We start from the raw sequence: 20,384 nt of genomic DNA on the forward strand, positions 1-20,384 counted from the left end.
TATCCTTTTTCTTACCTTAGCCGACGCTGTGCTCAAGGCTAATGGCTAATAATTTTTGCGCTTCGACCGCGAATTCCAGCGGCAGCTCTGAGAAGACATCCTTACAGAAGCCGTTAACGATCATGGAGATAGCGTCTTCTTCGCTGATCCCGCGCTGCAGGCAGTAGAACAGCTGGTCTTCGCCGATACGCGACGTAGTTGCCTCGTGCTCAAGCTGGGCGCTGTTGTTGCGGCACTCGACATACGGGAAGGTATGCGCGCCGCAGTCCGGGCCAATCAGCATCGAGTCGCACTGCGTGAAGTTACGGGCGTTGGTGGCGGTCGGCATAATTTTTACCAGGCCGCGATAACTGTTCTGGCTTTTGCCGGCGGAGATGCCTTTAGAGATGATCGTCGATTTGGTGTTTTTACCGATGTGGATCATCTTGGTGCCGGTATCCGCCTGCTGATGGCCGCTGGTCAGCGCCACCGAGTAGAACTCGCCGATGGAGTTGTCGCCGCGCAGGATGACGCTCGGGTATTTCCAGGTGATGGCCGAACCGGTTTCCGATTGCGTCCAGGACATCTTGCTGTTTTCGCCTTCGCACAGCGCGCGCTTGGTCACGAAGTTCAGGATGCCGCCGGTGTTGTTATCGCCGGGGAACCAGTTCTGCACCGTCGAATATTTCACTTCAGCGTCTTTATGGATGATGACTTCCACCACCGCCGCGTGAAGCTGGTAGCTGTCGCGCACCGGCGCGGAACAGCCTTCGATATAGCTCACGTAGCTGCCTTCATCCGCCACCAGAATGGTGCGTTCGAACTGGCCGGTTTTCTCGGCGTTGATACGAAAATAGGTGGAGAGCTCCATCGGGCAGCGCACGCCTTTCGGCACGTAGATAAAGGTGCCGTCGGAGGCGACTGCCGCGTTCAGCGCGGCGAAGAAGTTATCGTTCGACGGCACGACGGTGCCGATGTATTTCTTCACCAGCTCCGGGTGATCGTGAATCGCTTCGCCGAACGAGCAGAAGATAATGCCCTGCTCTGCCAGCTTGTCGCGGTAGGTGGTGGCGACGGAAACGGAGTCAAAAATGGCGTCCACCGCCACTTCCCGGCCTTCACGCACCGGTACGCCGAGCTGGTTAAACGCCTCTTCCACTTCCTGCGTCAGGTAGCTGTTATTGTTGCCGCCCGGCTGCTGCACCGCGCCCGGCTGTGAGGCACAGGCGTCGTCGCAATGGCCGCAGGAGGGGGCAGAATAGTAGCTGTAGTCCTGATAATTCAGTTTGTCGTAATGCGCGTGCAGCCAGTGCGGCTCTTCCATCTCAAGCCAGGCGCGGTACGCGCTCAGGCGAAATTCGAGCATCCACTCAGGCTCGTTGCGTTTGGCTGAAATGGCGCGCACCACCTCTTCGCTGATGCCGTGCGCCAGTTCATCGGTCTGAAGCCGGGTAAAGAAGCCCTCTTTATAGTTCAGGGGGCCGCTCCAGGTGTTCACATCGTCAGTTGCTTCACTGTTACGGGACATAATTACTCCGCCTGGACCCCAAAACTTTCACCGCAGCCGCACGCGTGCTGCGCTTTAGGGTTATTGAATTTGAAAATCTGATTTAAGCCTTCGCGCACGTAATCCACTTCGGTGCCGTCGATAAACGGCATCGCCTGAAGCGGAACATAAAGCCGCGCGCCATCGGTCTCGAACACGAGGTCTTCGTCTTTCGGCTCGCTGACGGTGTCCAGCACATAGCCAAACCCGGCGCAGCCACTCTGTTTAACGCTAAGACGCACCCCCAGCAGACCCGGCTTCTGCGCCATTAAGTCGCGAATATGTCTGGCCGCGTCTGGGGTCATCGTCAGGCCCTGCCAGTTAAACTCAGCGGGGTTGAACGTACCGGTTTGTGATTCCATAGGTCTGCCTCCTGGAGTGAGTGCCTTTCGGGCGATAACGCTATGTTAGTGGTAATAATTCTCACTTCAACCTCTGCGCATCAGGGGTATTACCCTAAACGGCACTTTTTGAACACTTTCATTAAGCATAGACCCTCTCTGCGAGCGTGCAGCGGGCAAAAATGGCGAGAAAATATTTTTATTTATCAATAAATTAACAAGAGAGACGAAGAGATTAAGCGGCAGCGTGAGCGTCTGAGGAAAAGATGTATCGTTTATACCTATTTATGCTATAGATTCCTTGGGCAACGGTAAATCAAACACTTATTTTACTGTGGACTGAAAGAGTGTTGAGGACGAGCATGAGCTTATGCGGGCACTATTTCGCCTCAAACGTTCGCCTCAAAACACGCCCTGGGACGATTTTTGCCCGCAAATTTACTCCAAAGGCATGTCTGCCCCAAAATTCGCTTTTAAGCGTACATCTGCCTGTCACGCGCTTTTATCTCCTCAACACCCCGTGAAAGATATTTATCGGTTTATCTCAGCCATGACTGCACATTCTGGAACACGTATTGTCTGCACAATGTCATTAAAGCGTTTTAACGAGCACATTCCCTCAGCATTTTTATCCTGACAGGAGGGCAACGGAAGCACAATTTTGTATGGTAAAGAGGATGATGAAGAAGACTTAAACTCTCGCATCTGTTGAAAGGTCTGATAAAAAAAAGAAATTTGGATCCAGTCAGTATTATCACTTACTCGCTTCCATCTTTCGAAAACCAGCTCCCCGCCTGGAGGCGTATTATCAGGCTGACCGGGTAAAGACCAGTTAAGATCGAATACCCCACTGAGATTGGCAATATTAGTGTCATGCCCCGCAATAAATAATAAAGAGACGGGCAATTTAATACCGTAAGGATTTTCTGTTGCCCCATTGCTGATTAATGCCCGGCTTATCAAATCGAGCAGTGGAGTTGCTCTGGTACGTGCAACTTCAGGCGTTCTTTGCAAAAGATCGAACTGAGCATTATGCAGACGTAATAATTCTGTCCATTGTTTCTCGCCGTGAATCCGCCCCCATGCGACCTCTGGCATTCCCTGCGCCTCTTGCAACAGAAATATTTCGGTCAGCGTGGAAGACAGGCTCCATGCGCCGGATAATGAGACGTTATCTGGAGAAACGCTGAGTTCTGAAGGTAACACTCCCGTGAGCGTGCAGCCAGGCTGACGTGGTGATTTGCATGCTGCTGACTGTGAGAAATTGAGCACCTGTTCCAGAGTACGGAATGCAGAGTCATAACGCTGCGTGTACCGTTCAATATTTCCTTCCGCCCGTGCCAGAATCGCTTCCCTGGTCTTTGATACATTAAACGAGCACACACCCGTTTTTACTGGATTGAACAGGGGATCTTTTTTATCAAGCTCTTTTTGATAATGAACTTTATTTTGACATCCCGGCGCAAATCCAGCCAGAAATGCCTCACCGGTTTTACGCGTGCGCTGATCGGTATCTGCAATAACGGCCACCTGCTCAGGTGAAGGACATCCGTGACTTTCCAGAATCCTTTTATCGAGGAGTACTCTCTTTTGGTATCGTCCCAGTTCGGTGACAAGCTCACCGCCCCGGGCCGTCAACCAGCCCAGCGGAACATCCCATTGAGGCCAGGGGTAAGGTGTGACCTCCTGCATTAACGGCGTAAACTTTGTTGGCGCTCTGACTCCGTGGCGACTGACTATCACTACGCGTTCAAGCTTCATTTTATCAGCCCCTTGCGCATGTAACGGGAAAACACCAGGCATGAAAATAAAAATGAAGAGGAATAAATGAAGAAATAGCGTTTTCATTGTCAGCCAACCTTATAGTTAAGGAACCATAAATCGCTAAAACAGGCATTCTTTGCTTGTTATTTTATCACAGCAGAACACCTGACACGCCACTTTTCCAGTGGTTCTCCTTGTATAAGAGGGTGAGCTCATTACCTGTCCCGCTATTATTCACCACTTAAAACAATCGCAAGCATGGATTATTTCAGATTAAATACTTACCTGTGCCTCTGATAAAATCGGCGTGTGTGATTTAACTGATGAGGTGATGACTTTTTATAGAAATAAAAAGGTGAAATAAGATGTTTAATAGAGTTTCACTATAAAAATGAAATCTACAGACCACAATCAAAAGTAATAACAGTGAAAGCGCTGGGCAAATCAGAAAAATCGACAGACTGGTCAGGAAATACTAAAAAAGCGCCATCTCTGGCGCTTTTTATGCCGGAGCGAAATCTACACCACCGCCGTCGTCAGCCGTGATGAACAGCAGAGGCGCTCCTGCTCGTCGAAGATCTCTATCTGCCACACCTGATGACGCCGCCCGACATGCACCGCGCGGCAGACGCCGCGCACGCGGCCACTGCGCACGCTGCGCAGGTGATTGGCGTTAACTTCAAGCCCGACGACCTTCTGCTCGCCCTCGGTGCAGAGATAACCCGCCACCGAGCCGAGCGTTTCCGCCAGCACCACCGACGCGCCGCCGTGCAGCAGCCCAAACGGTTGATGCGTGCGGTTGTCCACCGGCATGGTGGCTTCAATCTCACGCTCATCGAGCCGGGTAAAACGGATATCGAGCAGCCCGACCATATTATTCGCGCCCATGGCGTTGAGCGCCTCAAGCGTCGCGGTACGTCGCCAGATCATACAATCATCCCCAGTAGCGCCTGTAATGGATGGCGCACGCCGCTGCCCTCGATACGTTTCACCTGGCTGCGGCACGAATAGCCCGTGGCGAGACACCGCGTGCGCGGCAGCCGCTGCATCGCCTGGTGCCACGACAGCTCATAGATACCGAGCGAGTTGGCGTGGTTTTTCACCTCATGGCCGTAGGTGCCCGCCATGCCGCAGCAGCCGACGTTCACGCCTTCAAGCTTCGCGCCGAATTTGGCGAAAATCGCGGCCCACTGCCCGGCGGTGCCCGGCAGCGCGGTCACTTCCGTACAGTGGCCAAAGAGATACCACGGCTCACCACCCACGGGCGAAGCCGGGCGCTCCGCCAGCGCGGTGGTAAGCCACTCATGCACCAGCTGCACGTGGAATTCGCCGCGCGTCTCGCCAAGCGTCTGCTTATATTCATCGCGATAGCACAGCACCAGCGCCGGATCGACGCCCACCATCGGCATGCCGAGCGCCGCGACGCGGTTTAAGAAATCAGCCGTTTTCCGCGCGGTGCGGGCGAAACGCTGGAGAAAGCCTTTGATGTGCTGCGCTTTGCCGTTCGGCGAGAACGGCAAGACCACCGGCTGGAAGCCGAGCTTTTCGCACAGCCGCACGAAATCGGCCACCACCTGCGCGTCGTAATAGCTGGTGAACGGATCCTGCACCACCAGCACGGTGCGCGCTTTTTCGGCTTCGGTGAGGCGTTCCAGCTCTTCAAGCGTCATGCCCGCGCTGCGATGCCCCACCAGTTGCTGTTGCAGCGTCGGCGTAGAGAGCAGCGGCAGGTCGACCATGCCGATATGCCGTTCCGAAAGTGAACGCACCCACGGCTGGCTCATAAAGAAGTTAAAGGTTTTCGGCGCGCGGGCCATCAGCGGCGCGTAGCTTTCCACCGTGGCAATCAGGTGGTCGCGCACCGGGCGTAGATAGCGCGTGTGGTAAAGCTGCAAAAAGCGCGACCGGAACTCCGGCACGTCGATTTTAATCGGGCACTGGGTGGAGCAGGCTTTACAGGCGAGACAGCCGCTCATCGCCTCTTTCACCTCGTGCGAGAAGTCATATTCACCGCGTTCGGCGTGCCAGCTATTGCGGGTGCGCTCAATGAGCGAGCGCAGACTGGCGCGCTTTTGCGGCAGCGCTTTTTCGAGCGCCAGCGGGTCAACGCCACGGTCGGAGAGCAGCCGCAGCCACTCGCGCACCAGCGTCGCGCGCCCTTTCGGCGAGTGAATGCGATTGCTGGTGATTTTCATCGACGGGCACATCGGGCTTTTCACATCAAAATTGAAACACAGGCCATTACCGTTGCACTCCATCGCGCCGCGCCAGGAGGTGCGCACCGCGAGCGGGATCTGGCGATCAAACGTGCCGCGTTTCACCGCATCCACCTTCATCATCGGCGCGTCGAGGCCATATGGCGCACAGATTTTACCAGGGTTCAGGCGGTTATCCGGGTCGAATGCCGCCTTGATGCGCCGCAGTTCGTCATACAGCGTTTCGCCGAAAAACGCCGGGCTATATTCCGCACGAAAGCCTTTGCCGTGCTCGCCCCACAACAGGCCACCGTAGCGGGCGGTGAGCGCCACAACCTCATCAGAGATGCGCTTCATCAGGACTTCCTGCTGCGGATCGCACATATCCAGCGCCGGACGCACATGCAGCACACCCGCGTCCACATGGCCAAACATGCCGTAGCTCAGCCCGTGACCGTCCAGCAGCGCGCGGAACTCGGCGATGTAATCGGCCAGATGCTCCGGCGGAACGCAGGTATCTTCAGCAAACGGGATCGGCTTGGCGAGCCCTTTGGCGTTACCCAGCAGCCCGACCGCTTTTTTACGCATCGCGTAGATACGCTCGACGCCCGAGAGATCCCGGCAGACCTGCCAGCCAATGATGCCGCCCTGCTCCTGCGCCATAAACTCATCGAGCCGCGCGCACAGCGCTTCAACGCGCTGGTCAATCAGCGCTTCGTCATCGCCGGCGAATTCCACGATATTAAGACCGAGCATCGTTTTGTCCGGCACGTCGGTAATCAGCTCGCGCACCGAATGCCAGACGATATCTTCACGCGCCAGGTTCAGCACGCGGGAATCGACGGTTTCCACCGACAGCGCCTGCGCCTCGACCATAAACGGCGCGCTGCGCAGTGCGGAATCGAAAGAGTCATATTTAACGTTGACCAGACGGCGCACTTTCGGCAGCGGCGTGATATCGAGCCGCGCTTCGGTGATAAACGCCAGCGTACCTTCCGATCCGCACAGAATACGGGTCAGGTCAAATTCTGAAAGTGAGTCGTTAAAGACGTGACGCAGGTCGTAGCCGGTGAGGAAGCGGTTGAGCTTCGGAAACTTCTCCAGGATCAGCGCGCGCTGCTCGCGGCAGCGCTCCAGTACGGTGTGGTAAACGCGCCCGAGCGTGGTCTGCGCGCGGCCCAGCTCTTCGGCAAGCGCGGTTGGCATCGCCTGGGTATCCAGAATATCGCCGCCCAGCAGCACCGCACGCACGCCAAGTACGTGATCGGACGTTTTTCCGTATACCAGCGAGCCTTGCCCTGAGGCATCGGTATTGATCATCCCGCCAAGCGTGGCGCGGTTGCTGGTGGAAAGCTCCGGCGAGAAGAAATAGCCGAAGGGCTTCAGGTATTCGTTAAGCTGATCTTTGATAACGCCCGCTTCGACGCGCACCCAACCCTGTTCCGGGTTGATTTCAATAATGCGGTTCATGTAGCGCGACATATCGACCACGATCCCCTGATTCAGGGACTGGCCGTTGGTGCCGGTGCCGCCGCCGCGCGGGGTGAAAATCAGCGATTTAAAGCGCGGTTCGGCGGCGAGACGCGCCATCAGCGCCACATCGGCGGTGGAGCGGGGGAAAATCACCGCGTCGGGAAGGAGCTGGTAGATACTGTTGTCGGTCGCCATCGTGAGGCGATCGGCGTAGTTCGTGGCGGTATCGCCGGTAAAACCCTGTTGCTCCAGTGCCTGCAAAAAATTCAGCACCACCTGTACCAGCCCGGGTGCCTGAGAAATTTGTGGGATCATGGATCCTGAACCTGCCTGACAATGAGATGTTGGAAGTTATCGTTTGCGTTGTGCCTTCAAGGTTGTATCACATTTTTACATGTCATGCCTGCCAGAAATGCGCCAGGCGTGCGGCTATCCAAATGCGCGGAAATCACTCATCATAAGAGCGCCCCACATGGGGCGGGAGCGCCTGTTCGGGCGTAACGCGAATGACAAAAGGTGAATGTGGTTTATGGTAAAACTTCGACAGCCCATGGACGTGCCGCAAATTCTGCTGTCCGTGTTGTTTCTCTCGGTCATGATCATCGCCTGCCTGTGGATTGTGCAGCCCTTTATTCTGGGCTTCGCCTGGGCAGGAACGGTGGTCATCGCCACCTGGCCGCTGTTGCTGCGGCTGCAGAAGATGCTGTGGGGCAGACGCTCACTCGCCGTCCTGGTGATGGTGCTTATCCTTATCATGCTGTTTGTGATCCCGGTGGCGCTGCTGGTTAACAGTCTTGTGGACAGCAGCGGGCCGTTTATCCACTGGCTGACGTCCGGGAAGATGACGATCCCGGATCTGGCCTGGCTTAACAGCATCCCCTATATCGGCAATAAACTTTATCTTGGCTGGCATAACCTTGTGGAGAGCGGCGGCTCGGCCATTATGGCGAAAGTGCGCCCGTATCTTGGCACGACGACCGGCTGGTTTATCGGCCAGGCGGCGCATCTGGGCAGACTGCTGATGCATTGCGGCCTGATGCTGCTGTTCAGCGCCCTGCTCTACTGGCGGGGCGAACAGGTGGCGTATGGCATTCGGCATTTCGCCATTCGTCTTGCCTCGAAGCGCGGCGACGCGGCCGTGCTGCTGGCAGGCCAGGCGATCCGCGCCGTGGCGCTCGGTGTCGTCGTCACGGCGCTGGTGCAGGGCGTGCTGGGTGGTATCGGGCTGGCGATTTCCGGCATCCCTTATGCCACGCTGCTGACGGTCGTGATGATCTTAAGCTGCCTGGTACAGCTTGGGCCGCTGCCGGTACTGGTTCCGGCGATTATCTGGCTCTACTGGAGCGGCGACGCCACCTGGGGCACCGTACTGCTTATCTGGAGCGCCGTCGTCGGCACGCTCGATAACATTATCCGCCCGATGCTGATTCGTATGGGTGCCGATCTGCCGATGGTGCTGATCCTCTCAGGGGTTATCGGCGGGCTGATTGCATTTGGCATGATTGGCCTGTTTATCGGCCCGGTATTGCTGGCGGTATCCTGGCGTTTGTTCTCCGTCTGGGTGCGTGAAGCGCCGCTGCCGGAGGATGATTCAGAAACGGTTATCGAAGCGCTCGAAGAGAGCGACAAAGAGAAAACCGCACAGTAAAAAACGCAGGCGGGGAAACCCGCCTTTTACTTAAGTATTGCTTATTAATTATTTCACTTCCCTACTGGTCAGACCCGTGATTTATCGTAAATCCCGTGGTTTGAGTCTTTAATAATTCATTAACGCTGAACTATTGAGACGAATCTGATCGACGCTAAAAATGGATAAGCCTACTATTAATCCACGGTTATAAATCAACGTCTTGATTTATAAACATGGAAATCCCCTGAGTGAAACAACGAATTGCTGTGTGTAGTCTTTGCCCATCTCCCACGATGGGCTTTTTTTTATTCTGTGACTGGTTAATTATTGCTCAACACAACACTCACTCAGCATACGCCAGTTATTTCCGAGCACGTGTGTTTCCCCTTCCACCGTCACGGTGCCACGGCTGCGGATATCGCCACTGTTAGCGCCAACGCGAATTTCAAACTCGCCAGGCTCGACAATGCGAACACCATCGCGGCTCGTGAAATTAAGCATATCGACAGGGATGCGGAACGTAACGCGCGCGCTCTCGCCAGGCGCAAGCGAGACCCGCCCGAAGGCTTTCAGCTCCTGCACCGGCCGTACCAGCGACGCCACGTTATCGCGCACATAGAGCTGCACCACCTCGCTGCCCGGCTGCGTACCGCTGTTAGTGACGGTGACAGATGCCTCAACATCGCCATTCATCGGCACGCGCGACTGCGCGATTTCCAGCTCGCCGTAGCGGAACATTGTCCAGGTTTTGCCGTAGCCGAACGGGTAGCGCGAGCCGAAGTGAAACGCGTAAGGCGTGCCGCCGCTTTTGAGCTTGTGATTGTAATAGTAAGGCATCGCGCCCGCGCTTTTCGGCACCGATACGACCAGCCGCCCCTGCGGCTCGCGCTTCCCGGTCAGCAGATCCGCAATCGCGTGGCCGCCCTCCTGCCCCGGCGCCCAGGCCATCACCCACGCCGCAACGCGCGACTCCAGCCCGCCCAGGTGATAAGGCCGCCCGCCGGTCATCACGACCACCACCGGTTTGCCGGTCTCCACCAGCGCTTCCAGCAGCTGTTGCTGCACGCCCGGCAGTTGCAGGCTGTCGGTGTCAGAGCCTTCGCCCACGGTGCCGCTCTGGAAAAGCCCGGAGAGATCGCCTACAAACGCCAGCACCACATCGCTTTCGGTGGCGAGCCGCACCGCCTCGGGGATCAGCGACACATCGTCTGAGACCGGCGACTGCTGCATCGGTTTTTCGCTGCTGTCGCCGGGGAAAACCGGCGCGCCCGCCATGCGTTTTTCAATGATATGGCACCCTTTCGCGTAACCCGTCAGCGCGATGCTTGGCTGTTCGCGCAGCGCAGCCAGCGGCGTCGTCACCTGACTGGTCTGCTCCAGCATATCGCTGATAATGAGATGCACCGGAAAGCTGTAGCCGCTCAGCAGCGCCAGCGGATCGTCCGCCGTCGGCCCGACAACCGCCACGCGCGGCGTGCCTTTAAGCGGCAACACGCCATTATTTTCAAGCAACGTCAGGGAACGCGCCGCTACCTCACGGGCGATGCGGCGCGTGTCGTCGCTTTGCAGCACGATGTCATTCTCATCGGCGTAAGGATGCTCAAACAGCCCAAGACGGAATTTCTCTGCCAGCACGCGCGCGACAATTTCATCGACTTTTTCCATCGTTATCAGCCCGCGTTCCAGCGCCTGCGCCAGATGGCGCGCGCAGTCATCTTTCGGCAGCTCGATATCCAGACCGGCGTTGAAGGCGAGCGCCGCCGAGTGCGCCGCGTCCTGCGCCACGCCGTGATGCTGATGCAGCAGACTCACGCCGCCGTAGTCGGCAACAATAATGCCGTCGAAGCCCCACTGTTCACGCAGCACTTTGGTGAGGAGGAAATCGTCGGCGTGCGTCGGCACGTTGTCGATATCGTGGTAAGCGGGCATCACTGAACCGGCGTGTGCCAGCTTCACCGCCATCTCAAACGGCAGCAGGAAGGTATCACTCAGTTCGCAATACCCGAGATGTACCGGCGCATGGTTGCGCGCGCCCTCGCTGAAGGAGTGGCCAACATAGTGTTTGAGCGTCGCCAGCAGGTCGCGCTTTGGCCCCTGTAACCCTTTCACATAGTGCGTCGCCATCAGCCCCACCAGCCACGGATCTTCGCCGAAAGTCTCTTCCGTGCGGCCCCAGCGCACATCGCGCGAGACATCCAGCACCGGTGCCAGCCCCTGATGGCAGCCGACAGCCCGCGCCTCCTGGCCAATCGCCTGCGCGGCCTGTTCCACCAGTTCCGGGTCCCAGGTCGAGCCGTAGTTGAGCGAGGACGGAAACAGCGTCGCGTCTTTACACAACAGCCCCACCAGACACTCTTCGTGGAACATGGCCGGGATGCCAAGCCGCGTTTCTTCCACCAGCATCCGCTGTAGCCGGTTGGCGGCGCGCACGCCTTCGCGCGGTGCGACGATATGCGTGCCGAGCGGGCGCGTTATCTGCCCTGCGCCGCGTTTAAGCCGCTCCGCCAGCGCCGCCTGTTGGGTAGCCCCGGAAAACTCATCGCTCAGGTCGGTACGCTCCCGGTGATCGCCATCCGGCGACAACACCAGCCAGTAAGCGTGCATCTGGGCGAATTTCTCCTCCGGCGTCATGCGGGCGAGCAAATCGGCGACGCGTTCAGCCACCGGACGGGTTGGGTCCTTATAGATTGTCATCGGTTACTCCTGAATAGCAGGCTTGAGAGAAGGGGTGTCTTCACGCAACTGGCGTTTTTGCACCAGCTCCGCGGCGATAGCCGCCACGCGACGGCTGCTGAGCTGATAGAAGCAGAGCAGCAGCGCCATCAGTAAAAAGAGCGCACACGGAATGAGTGTGAACAGCGCGTTAATGGTGGTCAGCACGCTGGCGCTCTGGGTCGCCTGGTTTGGCAGATAATCGACCATGCCGAGGATCCACCCCACCACGGCCCCGCCGAGCGCGAGACCCAGCTTGATGGCGAACAGCGCGGTAGAGAAGACCAGGCCGTCGAGGCGACGCCCGCTGCGGTGCTCTTCGTAATCCACCACGTCGGAAAACATGGTCCACTGCAGCGGCGTGGTCAGGTTCTGAATAAAGCTAAAGACGATATTAATGGCGAAAATTAACCAGACGGCGGTTGGGGGAATAAAGAATATCAGCGCGGCAAGAACCACGAAGCTAATAATCGTCCACTGGTAGGAACGCACGCGGTCATATTTCCCGAGCAGGCGCTCAGATAATAACGCACCGGTAAGATTCGCCACCATGCCGGAGACAATAAATACAAACACTAAATCCGGGCGCAGAAGAACATATTTCACGTAATACATGGTCGCGGAGCCGCGCGTCACCACTGCGGTTAATAATAAAATATTGAACAGGAATATGATGCGCCACTGGCTGTTGGCCGCCAGCAGTTTTAAATCCTTGAGCATTGAACTACTGGCGTCATTTACGGGCAGATAGCGCTCGCGGGTCATGAAAAAACAGCAGAAAAAGAGCACCACGCCCAGTAATCCCATCAGCCCCATCGCGTAGAAATAGCCTTTCTGCGCATCGCCGCTGCCAAGCCAGTCGACCATCGGCAGCGCGATGACGGTGACGATAAGCCCGCCGATAAACGACAGCCCAAAGCGCCAGGATTGCAGGGAATGGCGCTCGCGCGGGTCCATCGTCAGCGAGCCGGGCATGGCGCAGTACGGGACGTTAATCGCCGAATAGACGAGGCTCAGCAGGCTGTAAGTGACGCAGGCGTAAACAATTTTGGTGGTTTCGCTCGCCTGCGGCACATAGAAGGTAATCAGACAGCAGACGCCAAATGGAATGGCGAACCAGAGCAGCCACGGACGAAAACGTCCATAGCGGGTGCGGGTGCGGTCCACCAGCGCGCCGATGCACGGATCGACAAACGCATCCACCGCCCTGACCAGTAAAAACATGGTGCCCATGATCGCGGCAGGCAGGCCGAAAACATCGGTATAGAAATAGGCGAGAAATAGCGTGGCGGTTTGCCAGACGAGCGCGCTCGCCATATCGCCTAAGCCGTATCCTATTTTATCTTTTGTCGTAAGAGCAGAGGTGAGGTTCATTATTATTGGCCTTATCAACGTTAGAAAGCGTGTTTCTCGCACGCAAACTACGGGTGCGATATCAGGCCTAAGTATTGTGAACGTGCCGCCCCCCAACAATTGCAGAAATCCACAGCCAGTTTATGATTTTTTGCTTTTTCCCGTATTTGTGATGTGGTGCAAATTACCCGTTGCAAATAAAAAACCCGCCATCAGGCGGGTTTGAAAATATATCGCAATTATTTTTTTAGCTCGGCCAGACTCAGCCAGGTTTGCACCACGGTATCCGGGTTAAGCGAGAGCGAATCGATCCCCTCTTGCATTAACCAGGCGGCGAAATCCTCGTGGTCCGACGGGCCCTGACCGCAAATACCGACATATTTGCCCTGCTTTTTCGCGGCGCGGATCGCCATCGACAACAGCGCTTTCACGGCGTCGTTACGCTCGTCGAAAAGCTCCGAGACCACGCCGGAATCGCGGTCGAGGCCGAGCGCGAGCTGCGTCATGTCGTTAGAGCCAATCGAGAAGCCATCGAAGTGCTCAAGGAACTGCTCGGCCAGCAGGGCGTTGGACGGAATTTCGCACATCATAATGACTTTCAGGCCGTTCTCGCCGCGCTTCAGCCCCTGGCGCGCCAGTTCGTCCACCACCGCTTTCGCCTGATCCACAGTACGCACGAACGGGATCATGATCTCCACGTTAGTGAGGCCCATCTCGTTGCGCACGCGTTTAACCGCCTCACACTCCAGCGCGAAGCAGTCGCGGAAGCTGTCGGCCACATAACGCCCCGCCCCACGGAAGCCGAGCATCGGGTTTTCTTCATGCGGCTCGTAACGCTCGCCGCCCACCAGGTTGGCGTATTCGTTGGATTTAAAGTCAGACAGACGCACAATCACGCGCTTCGGCCAGAACGCCGCGCCGAGTGTCGCGATGCCTTCCGTCAGACGGCCCACGTAGAACTCCACGGGGCTGTCGAAGCCTTTCATCATCTCGCGGATCTGGTTTTGCAGCGCCGGCTCCTGCTGGTCGAACTCCAGCAGCGCGCGCGGGTGCACGCCAATCATACGGTTGATGATAAATTCGAGACGCGCGAGGCCCACGCCTTCATTCGGCAGGCAGGCGAAATCAAACGCGCGGTCCGGGTTGCCGACGTTCATCATCACTTTCAGCGGCAGATCCGGCATGGTATCGACGCTGGAGCTTTTGACGCTGAAATCGAGAAGATCGGCATAGACGTAGCCGGTATCCCCTTCGGCGCAGGAAACCGTCACTTTTTCGTCATCTTTAATGCGCTCGGTGGCGTCGCCGCAGCCGACCACCGCCGGAATGCCCAGCTCACGGGCGATAATCGCCGCGTGACAGGTGCGCCCGCCGCGGTTGGTGACAATCGCCGCCGCTTTTTTCATGATAGGTTCCCAGTCCGGGTCGGTCATGTCGGTGACCAGCACATCGCCCGGCTGAATGCGGTTCATCTCGCTGATGTCGTGGATCACCTTCACGGTTCCCGCGCCGATGCGGTGGCCGATGGCGCGGCCTTCCGCTACCACTTTCCCCTGGGAATGCAGCGTGTAGCGCTCCATCACCTGGCCGCGCGAACGCACGGTTTCCGGGCGCGCCTGCACGATAAACAGCTTGCCGGTATGGCCGTCTTTAGCCCACTCGATATCCATCGGGCGGCCATAGTGTTTCTCAATCTGTACGGCCTGTTTCGCCAGCTCCTGCACCTCTTCCGGCGTGATGCAGAAACGGTCGCGTTCGGCCTGCGGCACATCTTCGATGCGCACCTGCTTGCCGTGCTCCTGGGTATCGGCATACACCATACGGATTTTTTTCGAGCCCATGGTGCGGCGCACAATCGCCGGACGGCCTTCCGCCAGCCCCGGTTTATGCACGTAGAATTCGTCAGGGTTGACCGCGCCCTGCACTACCATTTCACCAAGACCATACGCGGCGGTGATAAACACTACCTGGTCGAAGCCCGATTCGGTATCAATGGAGAACATCACGCCAGAGGCGGCGAGATCGGAGCGCACCATGCGCTGCACGCCCGCCGAGAGCGCGACGCCGCGGTGATCGTATCCCTGATGCACGCGGTAAGAGATGGCGCGGTCGTTAAACAGCGAGGCGAACACATGTTTCACCGCCACCATCACCGCATCGATGCCCTGTACGTTAAGGAAAGTTTCCTGCTGGCCTGCGAAGGAGGCGTCCGGCATATCTTCGGCGGTGGCGGACGAGCGCACCGCAAAGGAGGCGTCGGCGTCATCGGCGGAGAGCTGCTCATAAGCTTCGCGGATCGCCTGCTCCAGCTCCGGCTGGAAGGGGGTATCGATAATCCACTGACGGATCTGCGCGCCCGCTTTCGCGAGCTCAGTGACGTCGTCGATATCGGTTTTATCCAGCAGTTCATAGATACGCTGGTTAACGCCACGGCTTTCGAGGAACTGATTAAACGCCACGGCAGTGGTCGCAAACCCGTTAGGCACAGAAACGCCCATGCCGGACAGGTTAGTAATCATTTCACCGAGGGAGGCGTTTTTGCCCCCAACTCTGTCTACATCATTCATGCCGAGCTGGTTATACCAAAGTATGAGCGATGACGAGCCATTGTTGGACATCGAAGCAATCCTTTTATGATATGAACGGAATTAAGAAACACCTGACAGCCGTTTTAGCCTGGCATAGAAAACGCTGCGGGAAAAACGGTGAATCGTTCAAGCAAATTGAAAATTTCAAATTTTCAGATAAATTCTGGATTTGGTAACTGCTTGATTAGGCTGGCTTACTGGTTTGGACTATGATTTACAGTGATATTTTAAAAATGAAACGCGGCGTTCACTTAAAATAAAAACAGCGTTTCAATGTTAAAAATAAGAGAAGTGCCATGCCCCCGGAATAAGCATTATTTTATGCTTAAGATGATACTCAACCTGAATTAAGGACGGATACAATGGATAATGTTGTCGATCGCCAGGTCTTTTATATTTCTGATGGAACCGCTATCACCGCAGAAGTATTAGGCCATGCGGTGATGTCGCAATTCCCGGTCAGCATCAACAGCATTACCCTGCCGTTTGTGGAAAACGAGAGCCGCGCCAGAGCGGTGAAAGAGCAGATTGACGCCATCTACCAGCAGACCGGCGTGCGCCCGCTGGTCTTCTACTCCATCGTGCTGCCCGAGGTGCGCGAGATTATTCTGCAAAGCCAGGGATTTTGTCAGGACATCGTTCAGGCGCTGGTCGCCCCGCTTCAGGAAGAGCTTCGTCTCGATCCGTCGCCCGTCGCCCACCGCACCCACGGTCTCAACCCCGCCAACCTGAATAAATATGATGCGCGCATCGCGGCGATTGATTACACGCTCGCCCATGACGACGGTATTTCGATGCGCAATCTCGATCAGGCGCAGGTGATCCTGCTTGGCGTCTCACGCTGCGGCAAAACGCCCACCAGCCTCTATCTGGCGATGCAATTCGGCATCCGGGCCGCCAACTACCCCTTTATCGCCGACGATATGGATAACCTCAATCTTCCGGCGGCGCTGCGCCCGTTCCAGCATAAGCTGTTTGGGCTGACGATTAACCCGGAGCGGCTGGCGGCCATTCGCGAAGAACGGCGCGAGAACAGCCGCTACGCCTCGATGCGTCAGTGCCGGATGGAAGTGGCCGAAGTGGAAGCGCTCTACCGCAAACATCAGATCCGCTACATCAACAGTACCAACTATTCGGTGGAAGAGATCGCCACCAAAATCCTCGACATCATGGGGCTTAATCGCCGCATGTACTGACAAACTAGTACAAAGGTGCGAGAGTCTGTGTTAGGGTAACGTCACGTGGCCCGGTGAATCTTTTAATAGCCTTGTATTCAGGGCGGATTGGTTTATCGTGATGCCCATCACTTCCGGCACTGATGCCGATGAAGCAACAGATTCTGAGACACCCATGATTAAAACCGATGAACTTCGTACTGCGCGCATCGACAGCCTGATTACCCCGGCGGAACTCGCAGAACGCTACCCCGTGACGCCGGCGGTCGCAGGCCATGTGCTTGACGCCCGTCGTCGCATTGAAAAAATCCTTAACGGTGAAGACCCGCGCCTGCTGGTGATTATTGGCCCCTGCTCGATTCACGATCCACACGCGGCCATTGATTACGCCCACCGTCTGGCGCGAGCGCGCGAGAAATACGATTCCCGTCTGGAAATCGTCATGCGTACCTACTTTGAGAAGCCGCGCACCGTGGTGGGCTGGAAAGGCCTGATCTCCGACCCGGATCTGAACGGCAGCTACCGCGTGAATCACGGTATCGAACAGGCGCGCCGTCTGCTGCTCGAGGTGAACGCACTGGGCGTGCCGACCGCCACCGAGTTTCTCGATATGGTGGTCGGCCAGTATATTTCTGATCTCATTAGCTGGGGCGCTATCGGCGCGCGCACCACCGAGAGCCAGATCCACCGCGAAATGGCCTCGGCGCTCTCGTGCCCGGTAGGCTTTAAAAACGGCACCGACGGCAACACGCGTATCGCGGTGGATGCCATTCGCGCCGCGCGCACCAGCCATATGTTCCTCTCGCCGGATAAACATGGCCGGATGACGATTTACCAGACCAGCGGCAACCCGTACGGGCATATCATTATGCGCGGCGGGAAAACGCCGAATTATCATGCCGAAGCCATTAGCGACGCCTGTGAAGCGCTGCGGGAATTTGATTTACCGCAGCGGCTGGTGGTGGATTTCAGCCACGGCAACTGTCAGAAACAGCATCGCCGTCAGCTCGATGTCTGTGATGATATCTGCCAGCAGATCCGCGCGGGCTCAACCGGTATCGCAGGCGTGATGGTGGAAAGCTTTCTGGTTGAAGGCACCCAGAAAATCACACCGGGCACGCCGCTCACCTACGGCCAGTCGATTACCGACCCGTGCCTTGGCTGGGATGACAGCGAAACGCTGCTGGAACGGCTCGCCAGGGCGGTGGAAAGCCGTCTCTGAAAAGTGCTTTCTGCGTGGATATTAAAAGGGAAACCCAGGGTTTCCCTTTTTTATGCGCCGACGTTAAAGCATCAGCTTGAACAGCTCACTTCCAGATGCTTACCCCAGTCCGGCGGGCGATGGGTGTAGTCATCATCGCGGTCGGCGAAAGGGTTACGCAGCGCCTCCAGCAGTCGTGACAGCTCGCTGGCGTCGTCACGCTCCGCGGCTTCGATGGCGCGCTGGGCCAGCCAGTTGCGCAGCACCAGCGCCGGGTTGACGGATTTCATCAGCCGCTGACGCGCATCATCCTCCACGCCCTCTTCTTCCAGCCGCGCGCGGTAGCGGGCAAACCAGGCGTCAAAGGTGGCGCGGTCAATAAACTCATCGCGCAGTGGCGAGGCGGACGAGTGCTGTTCCGTCTCACTCAGCATTCGGAAGGTGCGCGTGTAGTCGCTCCCTTCGCACGCCATCAGGGTAAGCAGCTCGCGCAGATAGTCGTTGTCGCCCTCTTTTTCGACGGTAAAGCCGAGTTTAGCGCGCATCTGGCGGCCCCACTCGCGCAGCAGCGCGGGCTGATAATCGTCCAGCAGCGCATTGAGCCGCTCCGCCGGAATAATCGGCGAAAGCGCCTGCGCCAGACGTTGCAGGTTCCACAGGCCAACGCCCGGCTGGTTGTCAAAGGCGTAACGCCCCTGGTAATCCGTATGGTTGCAGATAAAGCCCGGCTGGTAGTCATCGAGAAAACCGTAAGGGCCGTAATCCATCGTCAGCCCGAGGATCGACATGTTGTCGGTGTTCATTACACCGTGTGCGAAACCGACGCACTGCCAGCTCGCCATCAGTTGTGCGGTGCGCGTGACGACCTCACCAAACCAGAGCGCGAAACGATCTTCCTCCTGCACCAGGTGTGCGAAGTGGTGTTCAATCACATACTGCGCCAGTTCACGGACGCGCTCCGGTTCACGGCGGTAGTAAAAATGCTCGAAATGGCCGAAGCGCACATGGCTTTCGGCGATGCGCATCAGCATCGCGCCGCGCTCGGTGGTTTCACGACGCACCGGCGTGTCGCTGGTGACGATACTGAGCGCGCGGGTGGTGGGAATACCAAGCCCGTGCATCGCTTCTGAGGCGAGAAATTCGCGCACCGTCGAGCGCAGCACCGCGCGGCCATCGCCCATCCGTGAATAGGGTGTGAGGCCCGCGCCTTTCAGATGCCAGTCCAGTTTGCGGCCATCGCTGAGCTGCTGTTCGCCGAGCAAAATGCCGCGACCATCGCCGAGCTGGCCTGCCCAGACGCCGAACTGATGGCCGCTGTAAACCTGTGCCAGCGGCGCCATGCCCGGCAGCAGCGTTTCGCCGCCCCAGACACCCGCCGGGCCCTGATAGTCAAACAGCGTTTCCGGGAGTTCCAGCGCCTGCGCCAGCGGCGCGTTATGACAGAGCAGACGGCTGTTGTTGAGTGGCGTGGGCGTTAATTCTGTATAAAAACCTGGCAGTTCATCGCGCCAGGTGGCGGTAAAACGGGGATGTTGGCTCATGGCTCCTCCTGCACTAAGTGTAGTGCGTTATGGAGGCGTTAAACACGGTAGAGGTTTAAGGTTATTGCGCCATAGCGAGTGTCAGAACGAGAGTTTCACCATCCATTGCGGGCCACAGTGTGCCCTGAGCGCCACTAAAACCGAGACGGCGCGCTTCTTCTAATGTTTCATCGTTATCGACACCAGGCAGGATCAGCGTCTGGCAACTGGGGCCGACCTGATTGGCGATCGCATACATAAACGGCTCAAACATCCCGCCCGCGCGGCGTTTCTGCACGAACGTTTTATCGAGTGCGACCCGGCGGAACAGACCGTCGAAGATCGCGCGCCCCGTGGCAGCACCAGCACCAAAGTTGCTCAGCATTAATGGAAAATAACGCGAAAGTGAAAACATCGTTTTATTTTCTTTACCCTTATTAAGTTCAGGAAAATTCTCATTAATACCTAACTCAAGAAACGGTAATTGCGCGAGGCGCGCCCGTAATGTCGGGCTGGATAAAATGGCGCTGGCTATCTTCTGATCAATGTTTACAACGGCGAACAGCGAATTTTTTATAAATGCTTCACGCCACTTTTCAAGCAAACTTATTTTTTCGTAAAAAAGCATTAATCTTTCTTCAGAATTAATTCGTGGGATAATGAATTCCGTCGGAAAGCGAATCTGCGCATTCAGGCTGGTAAAATGGGCAATAACTTCCATGCCCAGCAGCCCCCCGGAAGTGTAGGCGATCGGGGCGAACAGCAGATGAGACTGATACCGTGTATCGAGCGAAACAATCATATTGTCTGCCCTGCGCGTTATTAATGGGAGCCCGCTATACTGTATTAAGTCGCTACCACGTGCAACCAGGTTGATTCTGTTAGACTATTTATCCTGCCGTTTCGG

Annotated in this window: 13 protein-coding genes and 1 other RNA gene; 4 read left to right on the plus strand and 10 right to left on the minus strand. The window is 56.8% G+C overall.

Annotation, left to right across the window (positions count from 1 at the left end; genetic code table 11):
- Window positions 1-16: 16 nt before the first annotated feature.
- The 5 genes from sufB to ydiJ form a co-directional block, all read right to left on the minus strand.
- Window positions 17-1,507, minus strand: a complete 1,491-nt coding sequence (gene sufB / locus CSK29544_RS16645) for a Fe-S cluster assembly protein SufB (protein ID WP_004386233.1) — start codon at window positions 1,505-1,507, stop codon at window positions 17-19.
- Between the two features lie 2 nt (window positions 1,508-1,509).
- Complete coding sequence (sufA, locus tag CSK29544_RS16650; protein ID WP_004386234.1) at window positions 1,510-1,887, minus strand: Fe-S cluster assembly scaffold SufA; 378 nt, start codon at window positions 1,885-1,887, stop codon at window positions 1,510-1,512.
- A 510-nt stretch (window positions 1,888-2,397) separates the two neighbouring features.
- Complete coding sequence (locus CSK29544_RS16655) at window positions 2,398-3,714, minus strand: AppA family phytase/histidine-type acid phosphatase (protein ID WP_029038963.1); 1,317 nt, start codon at window positions 3,712-3,714, stop codon at window positions 2,398-2,400.
- A gap of 435 nt (window positions 3,715-4,149) precedes the next feature.
- The gene (menI, locus tag CSK29544_RS16660) at window positions 4,150-4,560 is read right to left on the minus strand and encodes a 1,4-dihydroxy-2-naphthoyl-CoA hydrolase (protein ID WP_007894097.1); all 411 of its coding nucleotides are present in this window, start codon (window positions 4,558-4,560) and stop codon (window positions 4,150-4,152) included.
- Complete coding sequence (gene ydiJ, locus CSK29544_RS16665) at window positions 4,557-7,613, minus strand: D-2-hydroxyglutarate dehydrogenase YdiJ (RefSeq protein WP_007894095.1); 3,057 nt, start codon at window positions 7,611-7,613, stop codon at window positions 4,557-4,559. Before ydiJ ends, menI begins: the two co-directional genes overlap by 4 nt.
- Window positions 7,614-7,827: 214 nt before the next feature.
- On the opposite strand from ydiJ, the gene ydiK reads away from it, so the two are divergent.
- Both ydiK and rprA read left to right on the plus strand, forming a co-directional pair.
- Complete coding sequence (gene ydiK, locus CSK29544_RS16670) at window positions 7,828-8,946, plus strand: AI-2E family transporter YdiK (protein ID WP_032975707.1); 1,119 nt, start codon at window positions 7,828-7,830, stop codon at window positions 8,944-8,946.
- A gap of 183 nt (window positions 8,947-9,129) precedes the next feature.
- An RNA gene (rprA, locus tag CSK29544_RS23225) (antisense sRNA RprA) lies at window positions 9,130-9,237 on the plus strand.
- Window positions 9,238-9,252: 15 nt separating this feature from the next.
- Here rprA and CSK29544_RS16675 read toward each other — a convergent pair.
- The 3 genes from CSK29544_RS16675 to ppsA form a co-directional block, all read right to left on the minus strand.
- Window positions 9,253-11,622, minus strand: a complete 2,370-nt coding sequence (locus CSK29544_RS16675) for a glycoside hydrolase family 3 N-terminal domain-containing protein (RefSeq protein ID WP_029038964.1) — start codon at window positions 11,620-11,622, stop codon at window positions 9,253-9,255.
- Between the two features lie 3 nt (window positions 11,623-11,625).
- Window positions 11,626-13,014 (minus strand): MFS transporter, encoded by a 1,389-nt coding sequence (locus CSK29544_RS16680; protein ID WP_004387808.1) that lies wholly within the window; start codon window positions 13,012-13,014, stop codon window positions 11,626-11,628.
- A gap of 218 nt (window positions 13,015-13,232) precedes the next feature.
- Window positions 13,233-15,611: a phosphoenolpyruvate synthase gene (gene ppsA / locus CSK29544_RS16685; RefSeq protein ID WP_029038965.1), complete on the minus strand. Its 2,379-nt coding sequence runs from the start codon at window positions 15,609-15,611 to the stop codon at window positions 13,233-13,235.
- A gap of 332 nt (window positions 15,612-15,943) precedes the next feature.
- On the opposite strand from ppsA, the gene ppsR reads away from it, so the two are divergent.
- Together ppsR and CSK29544_RS16695 are read left to right on the plus strand one after the other, a co-directional pair.
- The gene (gene ppsR, locus CSK29544_RS16690; protein WP_004387810.1) at window positions 15,944-16,777 is read left to right on the plus strand and encodes a posphoenolpyruvate synthetase regulatory kinase/phosphorylase PpsR; all 834 of its coding nucleotides are present in this window, start codon (window positions 15,944-15,946) and stop codon (window positions 16,775-16,777) included.
- 154 nt (window positions 16,778-16,931) lie between these two features.
- On the plus strand, window positions 16,932-17,978 hold the full coding sequence (locus tag CSK29544_RS16695) for a 3-deoxy-7-phosphoheptulonate synthase (protein ID WP_029038966.1): 1,047 nt from the start codon (window positions 16,932-16,934) through the stop codon (window positions 17,976-17,978).
- Window positions 17,979-18,049: 71 nt separating this feature from the next.
- Here CSK29544_RS16695 and selO read toward each other — a convergent pair whose 3' ends face one another.
- Together selO and CSK29544_RS16705 are read right to left on the minus strand one after the other, a co-directional pair.
- Window positions 18,050-19,498, minus strand: a complete 1,449-nt coding sequence (gene selO, locus CSK29544_RS16700) for a protein adenylyltransferase SelO (protein WP_007894069.1) — start codon at window positions 19,496-19,498, stop codon at window positions 18,050-18,052.
- A 61-nt stretch (window positions 19,499-19,559) separates the two neighbouring features.
- On the minus strand, window positions 19,560-20,279 hold the full coding sequence (locus CSK29544_RS16705; protein WP_007894065.1) for an EAL domain-containing protein: 720 nt from the start codon (window positions 20,277-20,279) through the stop codon (window positions 19,560-19,562).
- Window positions 20,280-20,384: the final 105 nt, after the last annotated feature.

The organism is Cronobacter sakazakii, assembly GCF_000982825.1.
Taxonomy (GTDB): Bacteria; Pseudomonadota; Gammaproteobacteria; order Enterobacterales; family Enterobacteriaceae; genus Cronobacter; species Cronobacter sakazakii.